This is a genomic window from Phreatobacter sp. (genome assembly GCF_022843985.1).
Lineage (GTDB): Bacteria > Pseudomonadota > Alphaproteobacteria > Rhizobiales > Phreatobacteraceae > Phreatobacter.
The window spans coordinates 90294-110323 of the sequence record NZ_JALHMP010000010.1 but is presented as its reverse complement, the minus strand read 5'-3'; the positions used below and the strand labels follow the sequence as shown (position 1 = coordinate 110323).

At 67.9% G+C, this 20030-nt stretch carries 23 protein-coding genes; 14 read left to right on the top strand and 9 right to left on the bottom strand.

The window, feature by feature from the left end:
* Positions 1-104 precede the first annotated feature (104 nt).
* From Q0C57_RS09290 to Q0C57_RS09280, 3 genes are read left to right on the top strand one after another with little or no spacing between them, the layout of a single operon-like run.
* On the top strand, positions 105-302 hold the full coding sequence (locus Q0C57_RS09290; RefSeq protein ID WP_296575341.1) for a NepR family anti-sigma factor: 198 nt from the start codon (positions 105-107) through the stop codon (positions 300-302).
* On the top strand, positions 292-852 hold the full coding sequence (locus tag Q0C57_RS09285; RefSeq protein ID WP_296575339.1) for a sigma-70 family RNA polymerase sigma factor: 561 nt from the start codon (positions 292-294) through the stop codon (positions 850-852). Before Q0C57_RS09290 ends, Q0C57_RS09285 begins: the two co-directional genes overlap by 11 nt.
* A gap of 11 nt (positions 853-863) precedes the next feature.
* Complete coding sequence (locus Q0C57_RS09280) at positions 864-2513, top strand: sensor histidine kinase (protein WP_296575336.1); 1650 nt, start codon at positions 864-866, stop codon at positions 2511-2513.
* A gap of 13 nt (positions 2514-2526) precedes the next feature.
* Here Q0C57_RS09280 and Q0C57_RS09275 read toward each other — a convergent pair whose 3' ends face one another.
* Both Q0C57_RS09275 and Q0C57_RS09270 read right to left on the bottom strand, forming a co-directional pair.
* Complete coding sequence (locus Q0C57_RS09275) at positions 2527-3408, bottom strand: transglutaminase family protein (RefSeq protein WP_296575334.1); 882 nt, start codon at positions 3406-3408, stop codon at positions 2527-2529.
* A gap of 228 nt (positions 3409-3636) precedes the next feature.
* A complete protein-coding gene (locus Q0C57_RS09270) occupies positions 3637-5433 on the bottom strand; it encodes an ABC transporter ATP-binding protein/permease (protein WP_296575331.1) in 1797 nt (598 codons plus the stop codon).
* 167 nt (positions 5434-5600) lie between these two features.
* Here Q0C57_RS09270 and Q0C57_RS09265 point away from each other — a divergent pair, with 167 nt between their 5' ends.
* From Q0C57_RS09265 to Q0C57_RS09250, 4 genes are all read left to right on the top strand, one after another.
* Positions 5601-6359 carry a Crp/Fnr family transcriptional regulator gene (locus tag Q0C57_RS09265; RefSeq protein ID WP_296575328.1) on the top strand — a complete coding sequence of 253 codons (759 nt, stop codon included), beginning with the start codon at positions 5601-5603 and terminating at the stop codon, positions 6357-6359.
* Positions 6360-6460: 101 nt separating this feature from the next.
* Entirely contained in the window at positions 6461-7417 is a 957-nt protein-coding gene (locus Q0C57_RS09260) for a transglutaminase family protein (protein WP_296575325.1), read from the top strand.
* A gap of 140 nt (positions 7418-7557) precedes the next feature.
* On the top strand, positions 7558-8220 hold the full coding sequence (locus Q0C57_RS09255) for a PRC-barrel domain-containing protein (RefSeq protein WP_296575320.1): 663 nt from the start codon (positions 7558-7560) through the stop codon (positions 8218-8220).
* 320 nt (positions 8221-8540) lie between these two features.
* The gene (locus tag Q0C57_RS09250; RefSeq protein WP_296575317.1) at positions 8541-8795 is read left to right on the top strand and encodes a hypothetical protein; all 255 of its coding nucleotides are present in this window, start codon (positions 8541-8543) and stop codon (positions 8793-8795) included.
* Between the two features lie 94 nt (positions 8796-8889).
* Here Q0C57_RS09250 and Q0C57_RS09245 read toward each other — a convergent pair whose 3' ends face one another.
* From Q0C57_RS09245 to Q0C57_RS09230, 4 genes are all read right to left on the bottom strand, one after another.
* Positions 8890-9249 carry a PRC-barrel domain-containing protein gene (locus Q0C57_RS09245; protein WP_296575315.1) on the bottom strand — a complete coding sequence of 120 codons (360 nt, stop codon included), beginning with the start codon at positions 9247-9249 and terminating at the stop codon, positions 8890-8892.
* Between the two features lie 87 nt (positions 9250-9336).
* Complete coding sequence (locus Q0C57_RS09240; RefSeq protein ID WP_296575312.1) at positions 9337-9783, bottom strand: response regulator; 447 nt, start codon at positions 9781-9783, stop codon at positions 9337-9339.
* 91 nt (positions 9784-9874) lie between these two features.
* A complete protein-coding gene (locus tag Q0C57_RS09235) occupies positions 9875-10288 on the bottom strand; it encodes a hypothetical protein (protein ID WP_296575310.1) in 414 nt (137 codons plus the stop codon).
* Between the two features lie 5 nt (positions 10289-10293).
* Positions 10294-10653 carry a hypothetical protein gene (locus Q0C57_RS09230; protein WP_296575307.1) on the bottom strand — a complete coding sequence of 120 codons (360 nt, stop codon included), beginning with the start codon at positions 10651-10653 and terminating at the stop codon, positions 10294-10296.
* Between the two features lie 328 nt (positions 10654-10981).
* On the opposite strand from Q0C57_RS09230, the gene Q0C57_RS09225 reads away from it, so the two are divergent.
* Both Q0C57_RS09225 and Q0C57_RS09220 read left to right on the top strand, forming a co-directional pair.
* Positions 10982-11155 (top strand): DUF1328 domain-containing protein, encoded by a 174-nt coding sequence (locus Q0C57_RS09225; protein WP_296575304.1) that lies wholly within the window; start codon positions 10982-10984, stop codon positions 11153-11155.
* Between the two features lie 282 nt (positions 11156-11437).
* Entirely contained in the window at positions 11438-12928 is a 1491-nt protein-coding gene (locus Q0C57_RS09220) for an HWE histidine kinase domain-containing protein (RefSeq protein ID WP_296575301.1), read from the top strand.
* A 261-nt stretch (positions 12929-13189) separates the two neighbouring features.
* Here Q0C57_RS09220 and mtaB read toward each other — a convergent pair whose 3' ends face one another.
* Both mtaB and dapF read right to left on the bottom strand, forming a co-directional pair.
* A complete protein-coding gene (mtaB, locus tag Q0C57_RS09215; RefSeq protein WP_296575299.1) occupies positions 13190-14485 on the bottom strand; it encodes a tRNA (N(6)-L-threonylcarbamoyladenosine(37)-C(2))-methylthiotransferase MtaB in 1296 nt (431 codons plus the stop codon).
* Positions 14486-14489: 4 nt separating this feature from the next.
* Positions 14490-15356: a diaminopimelate epimerase gene (dapF, locus tag Q0C57_RS09210; RefSeq protein ID WP_296575296.1), complete on the bottom strand. Its 867-nt coding sequence runs from the start codon at positions 15354-15356 to the stop codon at positions 14490-14492.
* A 148-nt stretch (positions 15357-15504) separates the two neighbouring features.
* On the opposite strand from dapF, the gene Q0C57_RS09205 reads away from it, so the two are divergent.
* The 3 genes from Q0C57_RS09205 to Q0C57_RS09195 all read left to right on the top strand — a co-directional run bounded on the left by Q0C57_RS09205 (position 15505) and on the right by Q0C57_RS09195 (position 17984).
* Complete coding sequence (locus Q0C57_RS09205; RefSeq protein WP_296575293.1) at positions 15505-16188, top strand: GyrI-like domain-containing protein; 684 nt, start codon at positions 15505-15507, stop codon at positions 16186-16188.
* Between the two features lie 143 nt (positions 16189-16331).
* Positions 16332-17264, top strand: coding sequence for a ring-cleaving dioxygenase (locus Q0C57_RS09200; protein ID WP_296575290.1), 933 nt, complete (start codon positions 16332-16334; stop codon positions 17262-17264).
* Between the two features lie 69 nt (positions 17265-17333).
* Positions 17334-17984, top strand: a complete 651-nt coding sequence (locus Q0C57_RS09195) for an alpha/beta hydrolase (RefSeq protein WP_296575447.1) — start codon at positions 17334-17336, stop codon at positions 17982-17984.
* A 26-nt stretch (positions 17985-18010) separates the two neighbouring features.
* On the opposite strand, the gene Q0C57_RS09190 is transcribed toward Q0C57_RS09195, so the two are convergent.
* Positions 18011-18541: a L,D-transpeptidase gene (locus Q0C57_RS09190; RefSeq protein WP_296575287.1), complete on the bottom strand. Its 531-nt coding sequence runs from the start codon at positions 18539-18541 to the stop codon at positions 18011-18013.
* A gap of 297 nt (positions 18542-18838) precedes the next feature.
* Between Q0C57_RS09190 and Q0C57_RS09185 the strand changes: the two genes are divergently transcribed.
* Positions 18839-19645 (top strand): hypothetical protein, encoded by an 807-nt coding sequence (locus Q0C57_RS09185; RefSeq protein ID WP_296575285.1) that lies wholly within the window; start codon positions 18839-18841, stop codon positions 19643-19645.
* A gap of 89 nt (positions 19646-19734) precedes the next feature.
* Positions 19735-19989: a hypothetical protein gene (locus Q0C57_RS09180; protein WP_296575282.1), complete on the top strand. Its 255-nt coding sequence runs from the start codon at positions 19735-19737 to the stop codon at positions 19987-19989.
* Positions 19990-20030: the final 41 nt, after the last annotated feature.

Genomic DNA, 20030 nt, shown 5'->3' with positions numbered 1-20030 from the left:
GTTTGGCAAGTTTTTTATTTTTCTCGCGGGCGGGAACCCTTGCCGTTTGCGGACGTTCTGGGTTGGATCAGGCGCGCGCTCACGAGGCGCGTAGGGAGAGTTCGATGGGTGAGATGCCGGGCCACGACGACAAGAGCGAGGACAAGGACTCGGCGGATGTCGTTCTCGACCCGCGCATCCAGGAGACGATCGGCAATGCGCTCAAGGCCCATTACGACGACCTCATCAAGGCGCCGGTTCCCGATCGCTTCCTCGTACTGCTCGCCGAGTTGGAGGCGAAGGAGCGACAGAATGGCCAATGACGAGTTTCGCGAGGGCCTGATCGCCGAGTTGTCCAACCTGCGCGCTTTCGCCGTGTCGCTCTGCGGTTCGGTACAGCAGGCCGATGATCTCGTGCAGGAGACCATGCTCAAGGCCTGGGGCAATGCGGAGAAGTTCCAGCCCGGAACCAGCCTGCGCGCCTGGCTCTTCACCATTCTGCGCAACACCTATTACTCGCTCTATCGCAAGCGTGGCCGTGAGGTTCAGGACAGCGACGGCACCTATGCCCAGCGCCTGACGGTCTCCGGCGAACAGGAGAGCGCGCTCGACCTCGCCGATTTTCGCGTCGCGCTTGCCAAACTGTCGGAGGAGCACCGCGAAGTTCTCATCATGGTGGGCGCCAGCGGCCTGTCCTATGAGGAAGCGGCCGAGATCTGTGGCGTCGCAGTCGGTACGATCAAGAGCCGCGTCAACCGCGCCCGGGCCAAACTCGCCGATCTCCTCGGGATCACCAGCGTCGACGAGATCGGACCCGACCGGAACTCCGTCGCCGTCACCCATCAATCTCCCGCGGACATGGCGCGTAGTTGATCGCGATGAACATGACCGCAATCCGCACCGTCCGGGGCCGCCTTCTCGCCCTGATGGTCCTCGTCATTGTCCCCATCGCCGTGATCACGGCGGTGACGGCGGTGGCGACCTATCGGTCGGTCCTGTCGTCGCTCGAGGCATCGCAGTTGCAGACGGTCGGAAACTTCGCAGTGCGGACCCGCGTCTGGTACCGGGAATCGCTCCGTGTCGTCCTGACGGCGACAGCCAGCGTCGCTGCCGTCGCCGGCGAAGCCTCGGCCGATGCGTGTCCGGCCATCGCGCGGCAAATCGTCGACGACAATATCGGCATCAGCGCCATTGCCATCCGGGTTGGCGACAGGCCAGGCTGCAGCGCCAGCGAGGGTGACCACGTCTCGGCCGAGGACATCCGCGGGGTGATCGAAACCTACCGCGACCAGACCCGCTCCACGACGTGGATCGGTTCGGAACTTGCCGATGCGAGCTATGGCGTGACGCAGATCGGCGCGCGGCGGTTCATGGTCATCTATGCCCGACGCGCCGCCGGACCCCAGACTCAGGAGATGGAGTCGCTGCTGTTGATGAGCGCCGACATCATCGATCGCGCCTATGCCCTGGGGCCCGTCAGTCCCGGGATCACCGTCGGCATCGTGCGCGATTCCAGGGACGTGATCGTGGCCCGGGGGGCGGACGAGGGCGACACCGACTGGCTGCCTTTGGACGGGCGCACCAGTCCGCAGCTCCAGCGATGGCAATCGCTTAGCCGGTCCGGGGCGACCGCAACCTACGCGACGCAGCGCGTCGCCGAACCCGATCTCTATGTTCTCGCCCGATTCGATCAGCAAGCCGAACGGGCGGCCTTCATGCAGTTCATCGCCCTGCTGCTGACTCCCCTGGTCACGCTGATGGTGCTCTTCGCCGTCTATTCGCTGGCGATCGACGCGAACATCGTCCGCTGGATCCGGGGAATTGAGGCGGCTGCAGTGGCGCGGGCGTCGCAGCAGCCACGGCTCGCGCCGGTTGAGCCGACCATGCCGGACGATATCCGGCGGGTGTCGGAAGCCTTCAACGCCCTGGTCACCGACCAGGCAGAGCGGGTGGAGAGGCTGAACCTCACCATCGGCGCCAACCGCCATCTGGTGCGGGAGCTGCATCATCGGGTGAAGAACAGCCTGCAGGTGGTGCAGAGCTATATCAGCCTGGCACGCCGGCAGCAGGACACCGCGCATCGCCCGGTCCTCGCCGCGATCGAGGCGAAGGTGCAGGTGCTGTCCAGCGCCTATCGTCACGCCCTGGCGCTGGGCGAGATGCGCCCCGTCGAACTGAAGCCCTTCCTCGACGAGGTTTCGGCCATGCTGAACGGCCTGATGCAGGCGGGCAAGCCGTGGATCTCCACTGTCGCGCCCGACGATGTCGCGCTCGTCGTCGACAGGGCCATCCCCCTTGGCCTGCTGGTGGTCGAAATCGCCTCCCATGCAATCCATGAGGGGTATGAGAACCATGTGGTGGTGGAGATCAGTGGCGGGTCCGAGGGCCATCTGATCCTCTCCGTCGTCACCGACGACCGGCGCATCGGTGCCCTGGAGACGAAAATCGCCCGCGGACTGCTGCGCCAGATCGGGGCGACCCGCATGGAGGCCGCAGACGGGGCCAGCGCCGGGCGCTGGGACCTGCCGGTCTGAGCGGTTTCGGTCCTCACGCTACGTTCGAATAGGCCTGGGTGGCGGTGATGTCGACGCCGACCGACAGGCTGATCTGCGCGCCGACCGGCCCGACGAAACTGCCGGCCACCGGCGAGGCATCCCAGGGCACCCGCGCCACGGCGACGCGGATCAGGTGGGGATCGGCGACCAGGGCATTGGTCGGATCGAACTCGACCCAACCGTCGCCGGGAACGAATACCTCGGCCCAGGCATGAGTCAGCCCGACCGCCGCACGGTTGGATGGGTCGTCATTGGCGCTGGTGTGCAGGTAGCCGCTGACGAAGCGGGCGGCATAGCCGAGGCGCCGCACTGCCTCGATGAAGAGCCAGGCGAGGTCACGGCAGGATCCCGATCGCAGCGACAGGGTTTGCGATGGCGCCTGCGTGCCCTCCTCGAACCGGACGGCATAGCCGAAGCCGGCATGGATGGCACGGGACAGACGGGCCAGCGGATCCTCGTCGGCGGCGCCCTGGGCCAGGACCTCGGCGATCCAGGCGGCCAGCACGCCGCCGTCGTCGCCGGCGGCAGGCGTCATGAAGGGCTGCAGGACGATGCGCTCGCCATCGGCATAATGGGGGGCGAACAGGGCGCTGGCCGCCTTGCGGTCGCGCGGGAAGGCGGCAGCATAGCGGCGCAGCACGAGCCCGCTGGTGATCTCAAGCCGGTCCGCCGGCTGGGCGAAGGTCGCAACAGCGACCGTGTTGCCATAGACGTCGTGCGACCAGTGCAGGGCGGCCGGCGGAAAGATCTCGATCCGCGTGTCGAGGATCCGGATGTCGAAGCTGTCCCTGGGCCGGAGCATGAGCTTGTGCGGCCCGAACTGGACGGGCCCGGCATAGCGGTAGGTGGTGACGTGGCGAACCTGAAGGTCCATGGCGAATGATCGTCCTGTGCCGCGGATCGCGAGCCGAACCCTATCCGACAGTCGCCGACGGGGCAAAAAAGAAGCCGCCAGAGGCGGCTTCAGTGAGAGGTCCACATCGCGGGAAGGGTAAGCGATGATCGGGGGAACAACGCCCGGTCCCGGCTTCGGTTCCCTTGCCGCGGCGGGCCTTGCACGCCGCCGCAGCCGGCACTGCGGCGCACCGCCGCTCAGGCGGCCTCACGGCGTGGCCATTAGCTTCCACAGTGACTTGCGCAGCGGGCTCGCCTGCATATGCGCGCCGGCGGGACGGCGGATGAGCGTCACCTTCCGCGTGTGGAAATCCTCAAGGCCCGGGCGATGGCCGACACTGATAAGCGTCGATCCCGCGAGCTCCTTCTGGAACAGCGAGAGCAGGCTGTCCTGGCTGCCCTCGTCCAGCGCGGCGGTGGCCTCGTCCATGATGATGATGGGTGGCCGGTGGATGAGCAGGCGGCAGAAGGCGACCCGCTGGCGTTCGCCGCCGGAGAGGACGCGGTCCCAGTCGTCATCCGCGTTGAGGCGCTTGACCATGTAGTCGAGGCCGCATCGTTCCATGGCGGCGCGGATCACGTCCTCCGTCACCGGGGCGTCCGATTCCGGATAGAGCAGAACATCCTTCAAGGTGCCGCGCGGCAGGTAGGGCTTTTGCGGCACGAAGGCGTAGCGCACGTTCTTCGGAAAGGCGATCCGTCCCGAGCCCCAGGGCCAGAGGCCTGCGAGGGCGCGGATCAGCGTGCTCTTGCCGGTGCCGCTCTCGCCGGCGATCAGCACCTTCTCGCCCTGCGCGATGCGGATGGAGGCGTCGTCGATAACGACGCGGCCGTTGCGATGGGACAGCGACAGATTGTCGATATGGATGGCGTCGTCGTCGCTTTCACCAAGTTCGATCTGCTGCTCGTCCTCCATGATGGCGCCGATGTCGACCTCCTCCAGGGTCTGGGCTAATTCATCGACGCGCACCACCGAGGCATACCATTCCGAAAGACGAACGAAATTGTCGACGAACCAGATCAGCGCGGCCTGGACGGCGCTGAAGGCCGCGGCAACCTGGATGACGGCGCCGAGGGACAGATCGCCGGACAGATATTTCGGGGCGGCCAGCAGCAGCGGCACGAGGGGAAACAGGGCGCCGTTGGTGTTCAGAACGAGGGCGAGAAAGCCCTGACGCCGCACCACCGCCATCCAGGCCACCACGACATTCCTGTAGGTCTCCCGGACGGAAGCCCGCTCGTCGGAATCGCCCTTGATCAGGGCGATGCTCTCGGCATTCTCGCGCAGCCGCGTCATCTCGGCACGAAACAGCGCCTCAGTCTCGTTCTTCTCGGCGACCTTGCCGACAAGGGCGCGGCCGACGAAATAGGCGGCGAGCGAGGCGACGACTGCATAGACCACGGCGGCGATCGCCATATAGGCCGGAATGAACACGGTGCGTCCGGCGATCTCGAAGGTGATGGAGCCGGCGACGGTCCACAGGATCGCCGCGAAGGTCAGCGCCGTCACCGCCGCCGAGATGAGGCCGATGGCGAATTCGACCAGCGGCTCGGTGGCGATGCGCACGTCCTCGGCGATGCGGAATTCCGGCGCCGAATGTTCCGTGTCGAGAAAGCCGAGCCGATAGTAGCGCTGGTCGGCGATCCACCAGCCGGCGAGCCTGTTTGTCAGCCATTCGCGCCAGCGCACCTGCAGCAGCATGCGCGAGACCACCAGTCCCGACATGGTGAAGGAGGCGATGCCGAGCAAAAGCGGCAGGAGGCTGACCGTCGTGACGACGGCGCCGATATCCTTTCGCTCGAGGGCGTCGAAGAACAGTCGGTTCCAGCCGTTGATGCCGACCTGGGCGGTAATCTGGGCGAAGGCGAAGGCGAGAACGATGATCGTCAGCAGCCAGGCCCGCCGCGCCGAGGATCCGGTCCAAAATCCCCGCGCCATGCCGAAGAAGGCGCGGGAGCGCGACCGGATCGGCATCTCGGCGGGGTGGACTGGCGTGGCATCCACGGGGACATTCCGGAGGATCATCCGCCCCTCCCCCTGCCGTCGCGATCCCGGGGACGGCGGCAGGACATACGGAACAGGCGCAAGGAAACCCCGGAGCGCCGGGCGAGTTCCATGGCCGGGTCGACAGACCAGGCCCGCAGGACCACATTCCGAACCTCAGGAGCGTCATGCCACCCCATCCGCCGCCCCGGGCTCCGGCCCATCCGTGGTGCCGCGCCTGTCCGCTGCGACAGCGGCGGGCCTTTCATGAGAAGAGCCCCGAGGAGGTCGACTTCACCGCCTCGATGAAGATGGATCACCGGCGGGTTCCGGCCGGCCAGGAGATCATCTTTCCCGGCCAGGACGATGCTGAACTCTTCACGCTCTATTCCGGCTGGGCCTTCCGCTTCAAGGCGCTCAGCGACGGGCGCCGGCAGATCCTCAACTTCCTCCTTCCCGGCGACCTGATGGGTCTGCAGGCCTCGCTGCTGTCGGTCGCCCAGCACGGCATCGAGGCCCTGACCGATGTCGAGGTCTGCGTCTTCCCGCGCAAGAAGGTCTGGGACCTGTTCGTGAGGATGCCGCGGCTGGCCTATGAGGTGGCATGGCTCGGGTCTCGGGAGGAGAGCCTGATCGACGAGAACCTGCTGTCGATCGGCCAGCGCAACGCCACCGAACGCATCGCCTCGCTGGTCATCTCGCTCTATCGCCGTGCCGAGGCGCTTGACCTCGTCAGCGACCGCAGCTTTGTCTTCCCCCTGTCCCAGCAGCATCTCGCCGATGCCCTCGGCCTGTCGCTGGTCCACACCAACAAGACCTTTGCGAAGCTGCGCCGCGCCGGACTGTTCCGCTTCGCCCAGGGGCGGCTCAGGCTGGAGAACACGCGCCTGACGGAGCGAATCGCCGCACAATACGACCGGGATTTCGCACGGCGCCCGATCCTGTGACATGCTGGCGGCAGCCGGTGGTCAGCAGCCCGAGCGGAACGCCCAGGTCACGTCGGCCCGGAACTTCGCAGCGCATGGTGGCGTTTCCCAGTGGGCCCTGGATGTCCGTCGTGGGTTCGTTGCGAGCAACATCCAGCGCCCGGCAGGGCAGGGAGACCGGGATGCATATCCACTACGGCTACGATATCGAGATCCAATGCGAGCAGGAGCTTCCGTCAATCCTGATGCTCGATATTCATCCTGATCGACGCTCGGACATCACGCAGCCCGACACCATGACCGTGACGGCGCTGGCGGGCGGCATAAGCTGCCCGACCGAAACCTATCTGGATTCGTTCGGGAACATCTGCCGCCGCGTCACGCTGCCGCCCGGCGGCGCGCAGATCAGCGCCCTTGGAATCCTGCATGATTCCGGCTTTCCGGACCCCAGCCCCGTCGAGACGGCAATCGTCCCGCCCGAGGCGCTGCCTGCCGACACGCTCGGCTTCCTCCTCGGCAGCCGCTACTGCGAGACCGACCAGATGACCGCGATGGCCTGGCAGATGTTCGGCTCTCTTCCACCGGGCGGGGCGCAGGTTCAGGCGATCTGTGACTTCGTCCACCGCCATATTCGCTTCGACTACAAGGCGGCGCGATCGACACGCACGGCGGTGGAGGCCTTCACAGAAGGCGTCGGCGTGTGCCGCGACTATGCACATCTCGCCATCACCCTCTGCCGCTGCATGAACATCCCGGCCCGATACTGTACCGGCTATCTCGGCGATATCGGTGTGCCCGCGGACGCCCAACCAATGGACTTCAGCGCCTGGTTCGAGGTGTTTCTCGGCGGACGGTGGTTCGCCCTCGACGCGCGGCACAACCAGCCGCGGATCGGCCGGATCGTCATCGCGCGCGGACGCGACGCCACCGAGGTGCCCTTCTTCCATTCCTTCGGTCCGCACCGTCTGACCCATTTCTCGGTGGTGACCGAGGCGGTCTCCGGCGAGCGCTTTCCACAAACCGCGGAGAACCGCCGCGACCATTGGGAGTCCATCGCCCGCATCCGTAGTGCCGGCTAAACACATGGCGAATCCGTCCGCAATGTCGGTTTGCCGGGAACATTCGCCCCATCGGCCGGTTGATCGCAGAGCAGTGCCGCCCACGTCCGAGAGCGCCGGCAGCACTGGTCCGCCCCACCACAGCCCGAGGAGGCACCACCATGCTGAAGACCTATCTTGTGAACGCATCGGTCGCGACCATGCTTGCTACCGGCGCCCTGGCGCAGACCAGCGCCCCGGCCCCGCAGGCTCCGGCCGCACCGGCCCAGAGCCGAACCGCCGTCCCTCCGTCGACCGGCACGATGACCCGTGCCGCCAGCGAACAGCTCACCACGAGCAAGATCGTCGGCATCTCGGTCTACGCGCCGAAGCCGGATACGGCGGCCACCACCGGTTCGACAACCACCCGCGGCCCGACGGCCGGGTCCACCGCAAGCCCGGCGCCGGGCAGCGGTTCGGGGGCAATGACCCCGGGCTCGACGGCCGGGACCACCGGCAGCACGGCGCCAGGCACAACGGCCAGCGGGGCGATGGGCAGCGGCCAGATGACGATCACCCCGGTCAGCGACGAGCAGTGGCGCACGATGCGTGACCAGCACGATTCGATCGGCACCATCAGCGACCTGCTGGTCGGCGCCGACGGCCGCATCTCCCACGCCGTTCTCGGCGTCGGTGGTTTCCTCGGGATCGGCGAGAAGAACGTCGCCCTTCCGCTGGGCCAGCTGCGGCTGATGCGTCAGGCCGACGGCACGCTTGTCGGTTTCGTGAGCAGCACGAAACAGCAGCTGAAGGACATGCCGACGTTCGACGCGTCGCGCTCCTGACCCACCGTCTGATCGGGTCGAACAGGCCCGCTGGACAGGGCCCCGCGCTACACGGCGCGGGGCTTTTGCCGTGCGCCTGTCCGCTGCAGGCCCGCTGCGGAACAGGTCACTGGCGGCAGATGGCATGCGCCGCGCAGGCAAGGTCGGCGAGCATCAGGACGCGGGAAATGGCGAACATCTCGACCATGGGACGCTCCGCAGGCGGTCAACGGGATAACCTGCCGCGGCGCCAACCCTTCCCGCACCGGTCTCGGGCCGACATGAACCTTTTGGGTCACCCGACGTTGTCGTTCCAGGACCGTCAGTCGAGGAGGCAAGCCATGAAGGTCAGTGCTCACGCCCACCGCATCAGCATGGGCCTGATCGGCACCGCGGCGCTGGCCGCCGTTGTCGTGCTCGGCGTCGCTGCCGGGCCCAGCCGCAACAGTGCGCCGACAGCGGGGGCGATTGTCCATGCGCCGTCGCCTGGCTATCTCGACTTCGCCCACCGCGCCTTCGACCGCTTCCGCGATCTGCCTCCGGAACAGGATTTCAACGCTGCGGCAGCGGCAAGGTCGCGTCCTCAGCCGATCTGACGACAGCCTGATCATCATCGTCCCTGGATCCCCGCAAGCAAAACGGCGGCCCGCAAGGGCCGCCGTTGGTCGGTGTCGCCGACTCCGTGATCCGTCAGTGACGGGCGTAAGGCGTATAGTAGTCAAGCGAGGGTGCCTGGCCGGCGCCGTCTTGCTTCATCAGGTCCTCGAGATCGTAGGACGGGGCCTTCTCCAAAACATCGCGCGAAAGGCCGACGACATAGCCTCCGGTGTCGGCGTTGTAGTCGAGCATCGACCAGGGCATGGCGTGGTAACGCTCGCCGATGCCGAGGAAGCCGCCGAAACCGAGCACGGCGAACATCACCTTGTCCGACATCTTGTCGAGGACGACATCCTCGACATGGCCGATCTTGTCGCCCTGCTCGTTGTAGACATTGGTGCCCGTGACGCGCGAGGCGGCGATGGCGCGGGTATGGCCAGACGGGGTGGGCATTGGGAACCTCCTCCTGTTGGATTGACACCGGACCAACGCGCTCTGCCGCGCTTCGTTCCCCGTCAGGGGGTCTCGGCAAGGCGGTGCCTACATTGATTTCGCCGGCTCACCAGGTCCGTCGAACGAATGAGCACACTGTGCCTTGGCCTGAATCGCCGCGGCGATGAGGCCCTGCAGGGCAACCGGTTGGACGGGCTTGGGAAGAAACACGTGGTCGAGGCGGGCCAGGATTCCATCGATGCAACTGTCGCCGGAGATCACGACGATGCGCAGCCCTGCCTCGGCGAAGATCTCGGCGAGACGCGGCCCCGTGTGCCCGTCGTCAAGATGGAGGTCCATGAGCACGAGGTCGGGTGCGCTCAGCGCGGCGAGGTCGCGGGCCTCCGCGAAGGAGGCGGCTGAGCCGCAGGTCACCGCGCCGCAAGCAACCACGAGAGCCTCGAGTTCAAGGGCCAGAATGGGGTCATCCTCACAGATCAGCACATGCAGCGCGTCGGCGGCGATCGGCTGGCGGAGACGGCGGGCTGCGGTCATGAGAAGCTCTCCTGCACGGGCGCCGCCACATGGAGACTGGACGCGGTGGTTCATCGGTCGGAGACGGCGCTGGTGGATGTGGCGGAAGGGATCAATCTGCCTTGCCCCGCTGGCGGCCGAGGACGGCGCCGAGGGCCGCGATGCCGGCGATGACGCCGGCCGCAATCACCGGATGGGAGGCCACGGCGCGGACGGCCGGTGGCGCCATGGCAGGTGCGACCATCATGGCGGTTGTGGCGAGCGAATGCCGGCGACGCTGTCGGCGGACCAGGCCGGCCCAGAGCATGATGACCATGGCCAACAGGAAAAAGATCGCGGCAATGATCAGGCTCGCAGCCGTGGCTCCCCAGCTGTCAGCGAGAACGCCGTGTCCTGCCGCGACGAGAAAGCCGAGGGCGCAGATCAGTGACGCTGCCGCCAGCACAGACGTGATGACGGTCGCGACGCTGCGTTTCATGGCGCTGCCGAGTTCGGTTGCGGCCAGGAGTGTGAGCCCCCTCCACATGACGGTCACCGCGACGACAGCAAGCCGAGAACAAGCCCTGCCGCAGCGGCGAGGCCGAGCGTGCGCAACGGGTGCCCCTGCATCTCGTCGCGGACGACCGTTTCGAAACCGCTGGCCCGGTCCTTGGCGGCGGCGACCATCACGTCGGTGTCGATGCCGACGGCCTTCAGCCGCGCGCTCAGGTCCTCGGCGATCTCGGCAGCACGATCGGCGGCAACCTCCGGGGCGGCAGAAGCCTTGCGACCGGAACCGCCGATGGCGTCCACGGCATCGGATGCACCGTTGCGGGCCATCCCGGCAACCCTACCCGCCGTCTCCTTGACGGAGTCGGGGGTCGAATCATGGTCGGCTACGGCGCGCGACATGGGCTCACTCCTGAAGGTCCTGCGGTGTGGGGCGCCGGAAATTGCCACCTGGCGCCGTCCTGCAGCCAAGAACGCGATGGGCCGCCTTATGGTTCCTGGCGGCGGGCAGCGGGCCATGACGAAGAGCCTGCCGAGGTCGAGGCGGAAGACGACGCAGCCGTCTCCGGCAGGGCCGCGACCGGACGATCGGCTGTTGCCACCGCAGTGGCGCGCAAGACCGCATCCGGGGCGCTGGAACAAGGTCGGGCCGGCGACGTTGGTCCGGTGACATCGCAATAGCCGCGGCGGTGCGCTGCGACCAATCCGTCCTCTGTTCCGGAGATCCACCATGGGTTCGCTTCTTCACTGGGCCATCGTTTTTCTCGTCGTCGCGCTCATCGCCGCCGCCCTCGGCTTCGGCGGCCTGGCCGGCACCGCCATGGGCGGCGCCCAGTTGCTTTTCTGGGTCGCGATCGTTCTCTTTGTCGTGTCGGTGGTTGCCGGCCTGATCCGACGGGCCTGACCGCGGCGGTCGGAGGAAACACCCTGGCTCTGCGGCCGCGAGCGTCTTGCCCCGGCAGGCGCGCGCTCGCCTGCCCTGCGTCTTTTGACACGATCGGGCCTTATCCTGGTGCTATGGATGAACGCCGGACGGTCGCACCGGCGGGACCTGCATGATCGATCAGTACAGGGTTGTGAGATTGATGCGGAGCGCCGGGAGCCCGACCCCGGCGCTCGTCCTGCGTTGCCTGACCGAACCGCCAGTGGACCGCGGGTCGCCAGGATTACGGGCCGCGCATCCGTCATGACGAATGGCAGCACATGGACAGAGCGGCTGGCGTGCCGCGGCGGCGAGATGGGCCGGATCATCGCCGCCCATGACTGGACCGCGTCGGGGCTCGGCCCGATCGAAGGCTGGTCCGCGACCCTCAGAACCGTGGTGAAGGTCATCCTCGCTTCTCCCGCTCCGCAGGTGCTGTTGGTCGGTGCCGACGGCCTCATGATCTATAATGACGGCTATGCGCAGATTGCCGGCTCGCGCCATCCGCACATTCTCGGACAGGCGGTCTGTACAGGCTGGCCGGAGGCGGCGGCGTTCAACAGGACCGTGCTCGACACGGTGCTCGCCGGCACCCCCGTCACCTATACCGACCTGCCCCTGGTCCTCTATCGCAACGGCGGCCCGGAGGATCTGTGGTTCGATCTCGCTTACAGCCCGGTCGTCGACGAGGCGGGTGCACGCATCGGTGTTCTGGGAATCGTGACCGAGACAACGGAGCGGGTGCGTGTCCAGCAGGAACTGGCGCGCAGCCGCGAAAGGCTGGCCTTCGCGCTCAACTCAGCCGGCATGATCGGCACCTGGGACTGGCATATCGGCTCCAACCTGTTCTTCCCAGATGCACGCCTCGCGGATCTCTTCGGCCCCGGCAGGGTGTCGGGCGAAGCCGGCATGCCAGTGGAGCAATATCTCGAGTCGATCCATCCCGACGACATTGCGAGGGTGCGCGATGCCTTCCGCGTCGCCATCGCCAGCAAAGAGAAATACTCGGCCGAATACCGCCTCAAGGCGCGCGACGGCGGCTGGCGCTGGGTCATCGCCCGCGGCGAATGCCTCTATGACCACGAGGGTCGGCCGGCCCGTTTTCCCGGCGCCATCGTCGACATCACCGAGTTGAAGGAATCGGAGGAGGCGCGCTCGATCCTGCTGCGCGAGCTCAATCACCGGGTGAAAAACATCTTCGCCGTGGTGTCCGGTCTCATCTCCATGACCGCCCGCACGACGGCGACACCGCGGGACATGGCGGAAGCCCTGCGCGGGCGGCTGACGGCGCTCGCCGCGGCCCATGACCTGATCCGGTCCGCCGTGTTCGGAGAACCGAACGAGACCGAGACGACCCCCCTGTCTGACCTGCTCGAGCGCATCCTGGCCCCCCATCTCGGCCATCCCGACCAGGTGAGGGTGACCGGTCCGCCCGTCATGCTCGGTGCGTCGGCGGCGACGAGCCTGGCGCTGGTCTTCCACGAACTGGCCACCAATGCCGCCAAATATGGAGCGCTGGCGGAGGAGGGCAGCGCGCTGGACATCGCCTGGACGGCCACGGCGACCGAGGTGACGCTCAACTGGACCGAGCACAAGGCGACGGCAACCGGCGAAGCGCCGACCCATCGCGGCTTCGGTAGCCAGCTCATCACCATGAGCGTTCAGCGCCAGTTGAAGGGCGCGCTGACCTATGACTGGTCACGGTCGGGCCTGCGAGTCAGCCTGACGGTGCCGATCCAGACACTTGTGCGGTGACGCCGACGGCCTGTCACCTGTCGCATGGCCTGCGACATCGACAGGGCCCGGGACATGCCCGGTCCCTCCGTCCGATCGGGTCCATGCCGCTACGGGAGCCGCGTTCAGCCGCCCCAGAAAATGGCGAGAAGAATGATGATCGGCAGGGGAATGCCGATCAGCCACAGGAGAGCGCCGCGTCCGAGTCCCATGTTTCCATCTCCCTGTCTTGCGGTCTCGCGCTGACAACGCAGAGCTTCGGGAGAAGGTTCCGGAGCGGTTTCACCCCGGGGCGGCGACGGCCTCACGGCAGTCATGGGAGGCGATGGTGACGGCAACGATCCTGCCGGGCTCGACGGGAGCGGTGAGACGCACCGGGGTGAAGTGCTCGGTGCGGCCCATGTCGCGCGTCTCGGCCAGCACCCGGTAGCTGCGGCCGACCATGGCGTCGAGATGGGCGACGAGGGCGGCCTGGCCCTTGTCGCGCAGGCGGCGGGCGCGATCCTTCACCACGTCGCGGGCAACCTGGGGCATCCGGGCGGCGGGGGTTCCCGGCCGCGGGGAATAGGGAAAGACGTGCAGATGCGTCAGCCCGCAATCCTCGACGATGGCCAGCGAGCCGGAAAACATCGCCTCCGTCTCCGTCGGGAAGCCGGCGATGATGTCCGCCCCGAAGACCATGTCGGGCCGCAGGCGGCGGACCTCCGCGCAGAACCGGACGGCATCCTCGCGCAGGTGGCGGCGCTTCATCCGCTTCAGGACCATGTCGTCGCCGGCCTGCAGCGACAGGTGCAGATGCGGCATGAAGCGCGCCTCGCCGGCAATGACGTCGAGCAGGTCGGGATCGGCCTCGACGGAATCGATGGAGGAGATGCGCAGCCGCTCGAGAGCGGGAACGTGGCGGAGGATCGCCTTGACCAGTGCGCCGAGCCTGGGCTCGCCCGGCAGGCCCTGGCCGTAGCTGGTGATGTCGACACCGGTCAGCACCACCTCGCGGTAGCCGTTGTCGACGAGCCTCATGACCTGATCCACCACCTCGCCCATCGGCACGGACCGGCTGTTGCCGCGCCCATAGGGGATGATGCAGAAGGTGCAGCGATGGTCGCAGCCGTTCTGCACCTGGACGAAGGCGCGCGAGCGGCCGGTCAGCCCGTCGATCAGGTGCAGGGCCTGTTCGCGCACCGCCATGATGTCGTTGACCGCGACCTTCTCGCTGGCAGCGATGCCGAAATCGGGCCCGCGCGCCAGGGCCTGGCGGGTCTCGCCCCAGGCCTCGGCCTTCATCTTCTCGTCATTGCCGATGACCCGGTCGACCTCCGCCATGGCGGCGAAGACCTCGGGCTCGGTCTGCGCGGCGCAGCCGGTGACGACGATGCGGGCGTCGGGATTCTCGCGCTTCAGGCGGCGGATGGCCTGGCGCGCCTGCCGCGTCGCCTCGGCGGTGACCGCGCAGGTGTTGACGACGATGGCCTCGGTCAGCCCGGCCTCGGCGGCGAGCCGCTGCATGACCTCGGATTCCGAGGTGTTGAGCCGGCAGCCGAAGGTGATGACCTCGACCGAGGCGGGACGCGGGTCCATGGCGTCAGGCGGCCGTGGCAAAAAGCGCGGGCGCGAAGGTGCCCTGGTGCTCGAGTTCGGTCGGGCCGGTCATGATGACGTGATTATCCTCCCGCCATGCGACAAAGAGATCGCCGCCGGGCAGGGACACGGTTGCGGCGCGGTCGGTGCGCTTCGTCCGCGCCGCCGCGACGACGGTGGCACAGGCGGCCGAGCCGCAGGCGCGCGTGATGCCGACGCCGCGCTCCCAGACCCAGAGCAGGATATGGTCGCGCGCCTTCACCGCGGCGAGCGAGATGTTGGCCCGCTCGGGGAAGATCGGGTGGTTCTCAAGCATAGGCCCGATCTTCGGCAGGTCGAAGGCATAGGGGTCGTCGACCCAGAAGATCGCATGGGGATTGCCCATCGAGACCACCGAGGGCGAGTGCAGAACGGGCGCGTCGATGGGGCCGATCTGCAGTTCGATGGCGCGGGTGTCGCGGAACTCCTCGGCCAGCGGGATGTCCTGCCAGCCGAACTTCGGCTCGCCCATGTCGACCGAGAAGGCATGGGGACCGACGCGCCGGCAGGCGAGGAGACCGGCGACCGTCTCGACCGTGAACCGGTCGCTGCCGTCTTCCTCGGCCAGAACCCAGGCGACGCAGCGCGTGCCATTGCCGCAGGCGCCCGCCTCGGTGCCGTCGGTGTTGTAGATGCGGATATAGCAGCGCGTGCCGGGGGTACGCGGCTTGTGCAGCACCATCATCTGGTCGAAGCGCGAGCTTTCGTCGGCCGCAATCGCCCGCGCCTCGACGGCGGTGACGACATGGCCGGAGGCGCGCAGGTCGAGGACGACGATCTCGTTGCCGGCGCCGTTCATCTTCCAGAACGGATGGTTGGCGAGCGGGCTCATGCTCGGGACCCGTGGTGCAGCGTGGGAGTTGATGGGAGAATGTGATGGCGAGGACACAATGCGCGGTTCCTATATAGGATATCCTCGCCTTATCCAAAACCGACGGAAGGCTTGGGTCCGGGCAGGCGACGGGCACGAGAGGATCGACATGATGCGACGGGGTGCCGGATACGGTCTCAGCACTGCGCTCCTGGCCGGGCTCGTGGCCTTCGCGATGGGAGGGGAGGCCGCGGCCCAGACGCCGGCACCGCCGGCGGCGACCGAGGCGCCTCCCCCCGGACTGGTCGCCCCGGCCGAAGCCCCGCCCGCCGTGCCGCCGGCCGCTGCCAGCGTTCTGCCCTCCGACGAGGCGATCCAGGCGGCGGGCTTTGGCGACGAGGTGACGCTGGCGGCCCGGCCGGCGCTGATCCTGACCGGCAAGACCTCCTGGGACGACCTCTACGGGACCTTCCGCAAGGCCATTGCCGAGCTCAGGGCCATCGCCGCCCGCGAGGGCGCGGTGATCTCCGGACCGCCGATGATCCGCTTCGTCTCCTCCTCCGACGACGCCGTCGACTATGAGGCGATCCTGCCCGTGCGCGAGGCTACCCGACCCGCGGCGGCCTATGCGCCCGGCAGGCCCGGTGAAACTCCGGCCGGCCGGGCCCTGCGTTTTGTCCATCATGGCGGTTACGACACGATGGAACAGACCTATGACGAGATTGCCAACCACCTCGACGTCCAGTCGATCACGGCCGAGGACGCCTTCGTCGAGGAATATGTCCGCGATCCCGACACGACGCCGGAGACCGGCATGGCGACCTTCATCTATGTCTTCCCGAAGGCCAACTGACCCGACTGCCGCGGCGGGCGCGGGCGGCTGAGACGGACGCATAGTCGGCTTGCGCCGCTGCAACGTCTTTGCCGTGGCGCCCGGGCCCGCGCCCCCTATCTTGCCGTCAACGGGGCGCGACAGGCGTCCGACAGGAGGCTTTCATGTCCTTCAACGGCATCCACCATGTCACCGCCATTTCCGGCCCGGCGCGGCGCAACCTCGCCTTCTATGCCGACATCCTCGGGCTGCGTCTGGTAAAGAAAACCGTCAATTTCGACGATCCCGGCACCTATCACCTCTATTTCGGCGACGGGGCGGGCACGCCCGGCACGATCCTGACCTTCTTCCCCTGGGAGCAGGCGGCGCCGGGACGGCTCGGCGTCGGCCAGATCCAGGAGACGGTGTTCCGTGTGCCGGAAAGCGCGCTCGGCTGGTGGGCGCACCGGTTCGTCGACAAGGGCGTGCCGCACGAGACGATCGAGAAGCGCTTCGGCGACCCGGTCCTCGCCTTCCGCGATCCCGACGGGATGCGCCTGGCGCTGGTCGGCGTGCGGGGACTGGAGGCGGAGCCCGCGTGGGCGGACAGCGGCTTTCCCGCTGCCCATGCGATCCGCGGCTTCCATGGCGTCAGCCTGCTGGTCGACAGGGGCGAGGCGACGGGCGCCATCCTTACCGATGTCTTCGGCTTCGCGCGGGTCGGGATGGAGGGCGCGGTGACGCGCTATGCCGTGCCCGGCAACCCCCTCGGTGGCATTGTCGACATCCGGGCGTCCGGCGGGTTCCTCAAGGGCCGCGAGGGCGCCGGTTCCGTCCACCATGTCGCCTTCCGCGCCACCGACGATGCGGCCCAGCAGGCCATGGTGGAGCGCCTCACCCTCCGGCACGGCCAGCGCGTCACCGAACAACGGGACCGCAACTATTTCCGCTCGGTCTATTTCCGTGAACCGGGCGGCGTGCTGTTCGAGATTGCCACCGACGTGCCCGGCTTTGCCGTGGACGAGCCGGTTGAGACGCTCGGCGAGGCCCTGAAACTGCCGGCCGGTCTCGAACCGATGCGCGCCCGCATCGAGGCCGTCCTGCCCTCGCTCGCCTGACGCAGCCCCACGACACCGTCGCGCCATCCGGTGCGACGGCCGGCCAGACAAGGGTCTCCCATGACAACCATGACCGACACCGCCGGCGGATTCGTGCATCGATTCGTGCCTGGCAGTGGCCAGGGCGGACCCACGCTGCTGCTGCTGCACGGCACCGGCGGCGACGAGAGCGATCTGCTGCCGCTCGGCCAGATGATCGCTCCCGGCGCGGCGCTGCTGTCACCGCGCGGCCAGGTCCTGGAAAACGGGATGCCGCGCTTCTTCCGCCGGCTGGCGGAAGGCGTCTTCGACCACGAGGACGTGGTGCGGCGCGCCCATGACCTCGCCGATTTCGTCACGGCCACGGTCGCCCGCCACGGTCTTGCCGCACCGGTGGCGGTCGGCTTCTCGAACGGCGCCAATATCGCGGCAGCCATGATGCTGCTCCGCCCCGAGGTGCTCGGCGGCGCCGTGCTCATCCGCGCCATGGTGCCGCTGCCGCAACCGCCGGTCGCGGTCCTCGCGGGCCAACCCGTGCTGATCCTGTCGGGCGGCATGGACCCGATCGTGCCGGAGGAGGAAGCGGCGCGGCTGGCCGCCCAATTGACGGCCGCCGGCGCCGCGGTCGACCACGAGATCCTGCCGGCCGGCCACGGCTTGACACAGGCGGACGTCACCCTGGCGCGGCGGTGGCTCGCCGGTCTCGACCGGGCCGGAGAGGACGCCGGCGGGCCGCGCTGAGGCGGGCCGGCCTGCCCGGCGGATCGTCAGCGCTTGACGATGACCGTGGTGCCGACGCCGACGCGGTTCATCAGGTCGACGACATCCTCATTGAGCATGCGGAAACAGCCGAAGGAGGCCGCGGTGCCGACCGAGCGGCGCATGCTTTCCGTGGTGCCGTGGATGGCATATTCGCCGCCGGCAAGAGTCAGCGCCCCTTCGCCCATCGGATTGTTGGGGGCACCGCCGGGAATGACATCGGGCAGGTTCGGTTTGGCGCGCCGGACGACGGCCGGCGGCGACCAGGCCGGGCGTATGTGACGGCCATTGACGACCGTCCGGCCCTCCCACTGTTCCGACGCGCGGCCCACGGCGACGCGGTAGCGGATGGCGACGCCATTCTCCTTGACGAGGTACAGCCGACGTTCGGAATTGCGGATGACGATCGTGCCGGGCTCGGCCTGGAAATTCAGGCGAACGACCTCGCGCGCCTCAGCGCGCTCCGGTGCTGCAATACCAGCCACCGCACAAGCAACGAAGGCCGCGGCCACCAGCGGCCGCGTCAGACGACGTCCCATGACCCTCTCCCATACCGCCCTTCACCATCCGGCGGTCACGCGCCGAGAAAGCGGGGCGAGCAGTTTCTCTTCAGTTGTCGAAAGAAGAAAAATCGGAGCCAGAGTCAACGACTGGTTGCTTTGTGGCCAGCACGTGGCGGCGCCCTGTTGCCGCGCCGCAACGCCGGGGAAGCCGCAGGTCGTCAATGCTCATAAACCATTCACCACGATCACGATTCACGCGTCCTCAACCATGTCGGTCAACCCGGTCCTCTCCGGCTGTCGGTGACACTGCCTGCTGTCGCAGGGAGGACACGGGTGCGCACTACGGTGGGAGAGGCTGTCAGGCTGCCGGACCGGCGGACAACGCCTGCGCTGCTGGCCCTGTGCGCCTTCGCGGTCATGGCGAGCCTGCCCGTGGCGCTGCTCTGGGGCCTTGCCGGTGGGTCACCGGCGCCGACCGAGACCATCCGCCCCTCGATCGCCGCCGATGACGCCGCCGACGCCCTGCCCGTCTGGCGGGCGGTGACGGCGCGCCATGCCGGCTTCGACGTCGACGCACCGCGCTGGCGGCCGCTTGGCCAGGACGTCTCCCTGTTCCGGCGCTCCGACGGACTCGCCCGGGAAGTCTTCCGCTTCGGCCTCGCCGAGGACGCCCGCCGCCATGCGGCGCTGGTGATCGACCGCAGCGATGTCCCCGCCGCGACACCGGCCGCCGACCTGGCTGCGGTCCTCAGCGATCTCGGCTTGTCGGCGACGATCAACGCCAATCCGCTGCCGCTGGCGACCAAGTTCGGGCCGATGGCGACGGCCGACATGACATTGGAGAGCGAAGAGGGCAGCAAGGCCTGCCTCGGCTTTGCCCTGCGCGACGGCGAGGCGGGCATCCGGTTGACCGGGTGGGTCTGCAACGGCGGTCCGGAGATCGTCAACCGCCAGGATGCCTCCTGCTTCGTCGATCGGCTCTTCACCGTCGGGGTCCGCGACGCCGCCATCGCCGCCCTCTTCGCCCGGGCGGAACTGGCGCGCCTTCCCTGCAGCGCTGCGGCCGCGACGGCCCCCGCCAGCCCTGTTGCTTCCGACCGGGGCGGCCGGCCGATGCCGCTCCGCCTCAACCGCCTGTGAGCCGACGCGTGCCGGTCCTGCGCAGGATCTTTACCTCCGGTTAACCATGTTTCGGCACTGTCCCCGTCATCATTGACGGGGAGGCAGGGATGGCCATCGGTCAGATCGGAACGGGCGGAATCGGCCAGACGGGCGACCGCGCTGCTGGCGGCCAGTCTTCCGCGAGCGCCGTCAGGCCCGCCGATTCCGCGCCGCGCATGCGGACCGCGAATGTCACGGTGACGCTCTCACCGGAAGCCCGCCAGCATCTCTCGCGGCTCGAGGGCTTCGCCGCCACGATCGGCACGTCGAAACAGCCCAAGCAGATGACCAAGCCCGGGATCAATATCGACTTCCGCACCTGAGGCCCGGCGCGGGACGGTCCTCCCCGCGCCGCGGGCTGGCC

Coding starts and splice junctions, on each gene's coding strand:
- Q0C57_RS09280 (WP_296575336.1), top strand. CDS start 864: ATGACCGCAATCCGCACCGTCCGGGGCCGCCTTCTCGCCCTGATGGTC.
- Q0C57_RS09230 (WP_296575307.1), bottom strand. CDS start 10,653: ATGTCGCGCGCCGTAGCCGACCATGATTCGACCCCCGACTCCGTCAAG.
- Q0C57_RS09180 (WP_296575282.1), top strand. CDS start 19,735: ATGGCCATCGGTCAGATCGGAACGGGCGGAATCGGCCAGACGGGCGAC.
- Q0C57_RS09240 (WP_296575312.1), bottom strand. CDS start 9,783: ATGACCGCAGCCCGCCGTCTCCGCCAGCCGATCGCCGCCGACGCGCTG.
- Q0C57_RS09285 (WP_296575339.1), top strand. CDS start 292: ATGGCCAATGACGAGTTTCGCGAGGGCCTGATCGCCGAGTTGTCCAAC.
- Q0C57_RS09195 (WP_296575447.1), top strand. CDS start 17,334: ATGACCGACACCGCCGGCGGATTCGTGCATCGATTCGTGCCTGGCAGT.
- Q0C57_RS09245 (WP_296575315.1), bottom strand. CDS start 9,249: ATGCCCACCCCGTCTGGCCATACCCGCGCCATCGCCGCCTCGCGCGTC.
- Q0C57_RS09265 (WP_296575328.1), top strand. CDS start 5,601: ATGCCACCCCATCCGCCGCCCCGGGCTCCGGCCCATCCGTGGTGCCGC.
- Q0C57_RS09260 (WP_296575325.1), top strand. CDS start 6,461: ATGTCCGTCGTGGGTTCGTTGCGAGCAACATCCAGCGCCCGGCAGGGC.
- Q0C57_RS09205 (WP_296575293.1), top strand. CDS start 15,505: ATGATGCGACGGGGTGCCGGATACGGTCTCAGCACTGCGCTCCTGGCC.
- Q0C57_RS09275 (WP_296575334.1), bottom strand. CDS start 3,408: ATGGACCTTCAGGTTCGCCACGTCACCACCTACCGCTATGCCGGGCCC.
- Q0C57_RS09235 (WP_296575310.1), bottom strand. CDS start 10,288: ATGTGGAGGGGGCTCACACTCCTGGCCGCAACCGAACTCGGCAGCGCC.
- Q0C57_RS09255 (WP_296575320.1), top strand. CDS start 7,558: ATGCTGAAGACCTATCTTGTGAACGCATCGGTCGCGACCATGCTTGCT.
- dapF (WP_296575296.1), bottom strand. CDS start 15,356: ATGAGCCCGCTCGCCAACCATCCGTTCTGGAAGATGAACGGCGCCGGC.
- Q0C57_RS09290 (WP_296575341.1), top strand. CDS start 105: ATGGGTGAGATGCCGGGCCACGACGACAAGAGCGAGGACAAGGACTCG.
- Q0C57_RS09250 (WP_296575317.1), top strand. CDS start 8,541: ATGAAGGTCAGTGCTCACGCCCACCGCATCAGCATGGGCCTGATCGGC.
- Q0C57_RS09225 (WP_296575304.1), top strand. CDS start 10,982: ATGGGTTCGCTTCTTCACTGGGCCATCGTTTTTCTCGTCGTCGCGCTC.
- mtaB (WP_296575299.1), bottom strand. CDS start 14,485: ATGGACCCGCGTCCCGCCTCGGTCGAGGTCATCACCTTCGGCTGCCGG.
- Q0C57_RS09190 (WP_296575287.1), bottom strand. CDS start 18,541: ATGGGACGTCGTCTGACGCGGCCGCTGGTGGCCGCGGCCTTCGTTGCT.
- Q0C57_RS09200 (WP_296575290.1), top strand. CDS start 16,332: ATGTCCTTCAACGGCATCCACCATGTCACCGCCATTTCCGGCCCGGCG.
- Q0C57_RS09220 (WP_296575301.1), top strand. CDS start 11,438: ATGACGAATGGCAGCACATGGACAGAGCGGCTGGCGTGCCGCGGCGGC.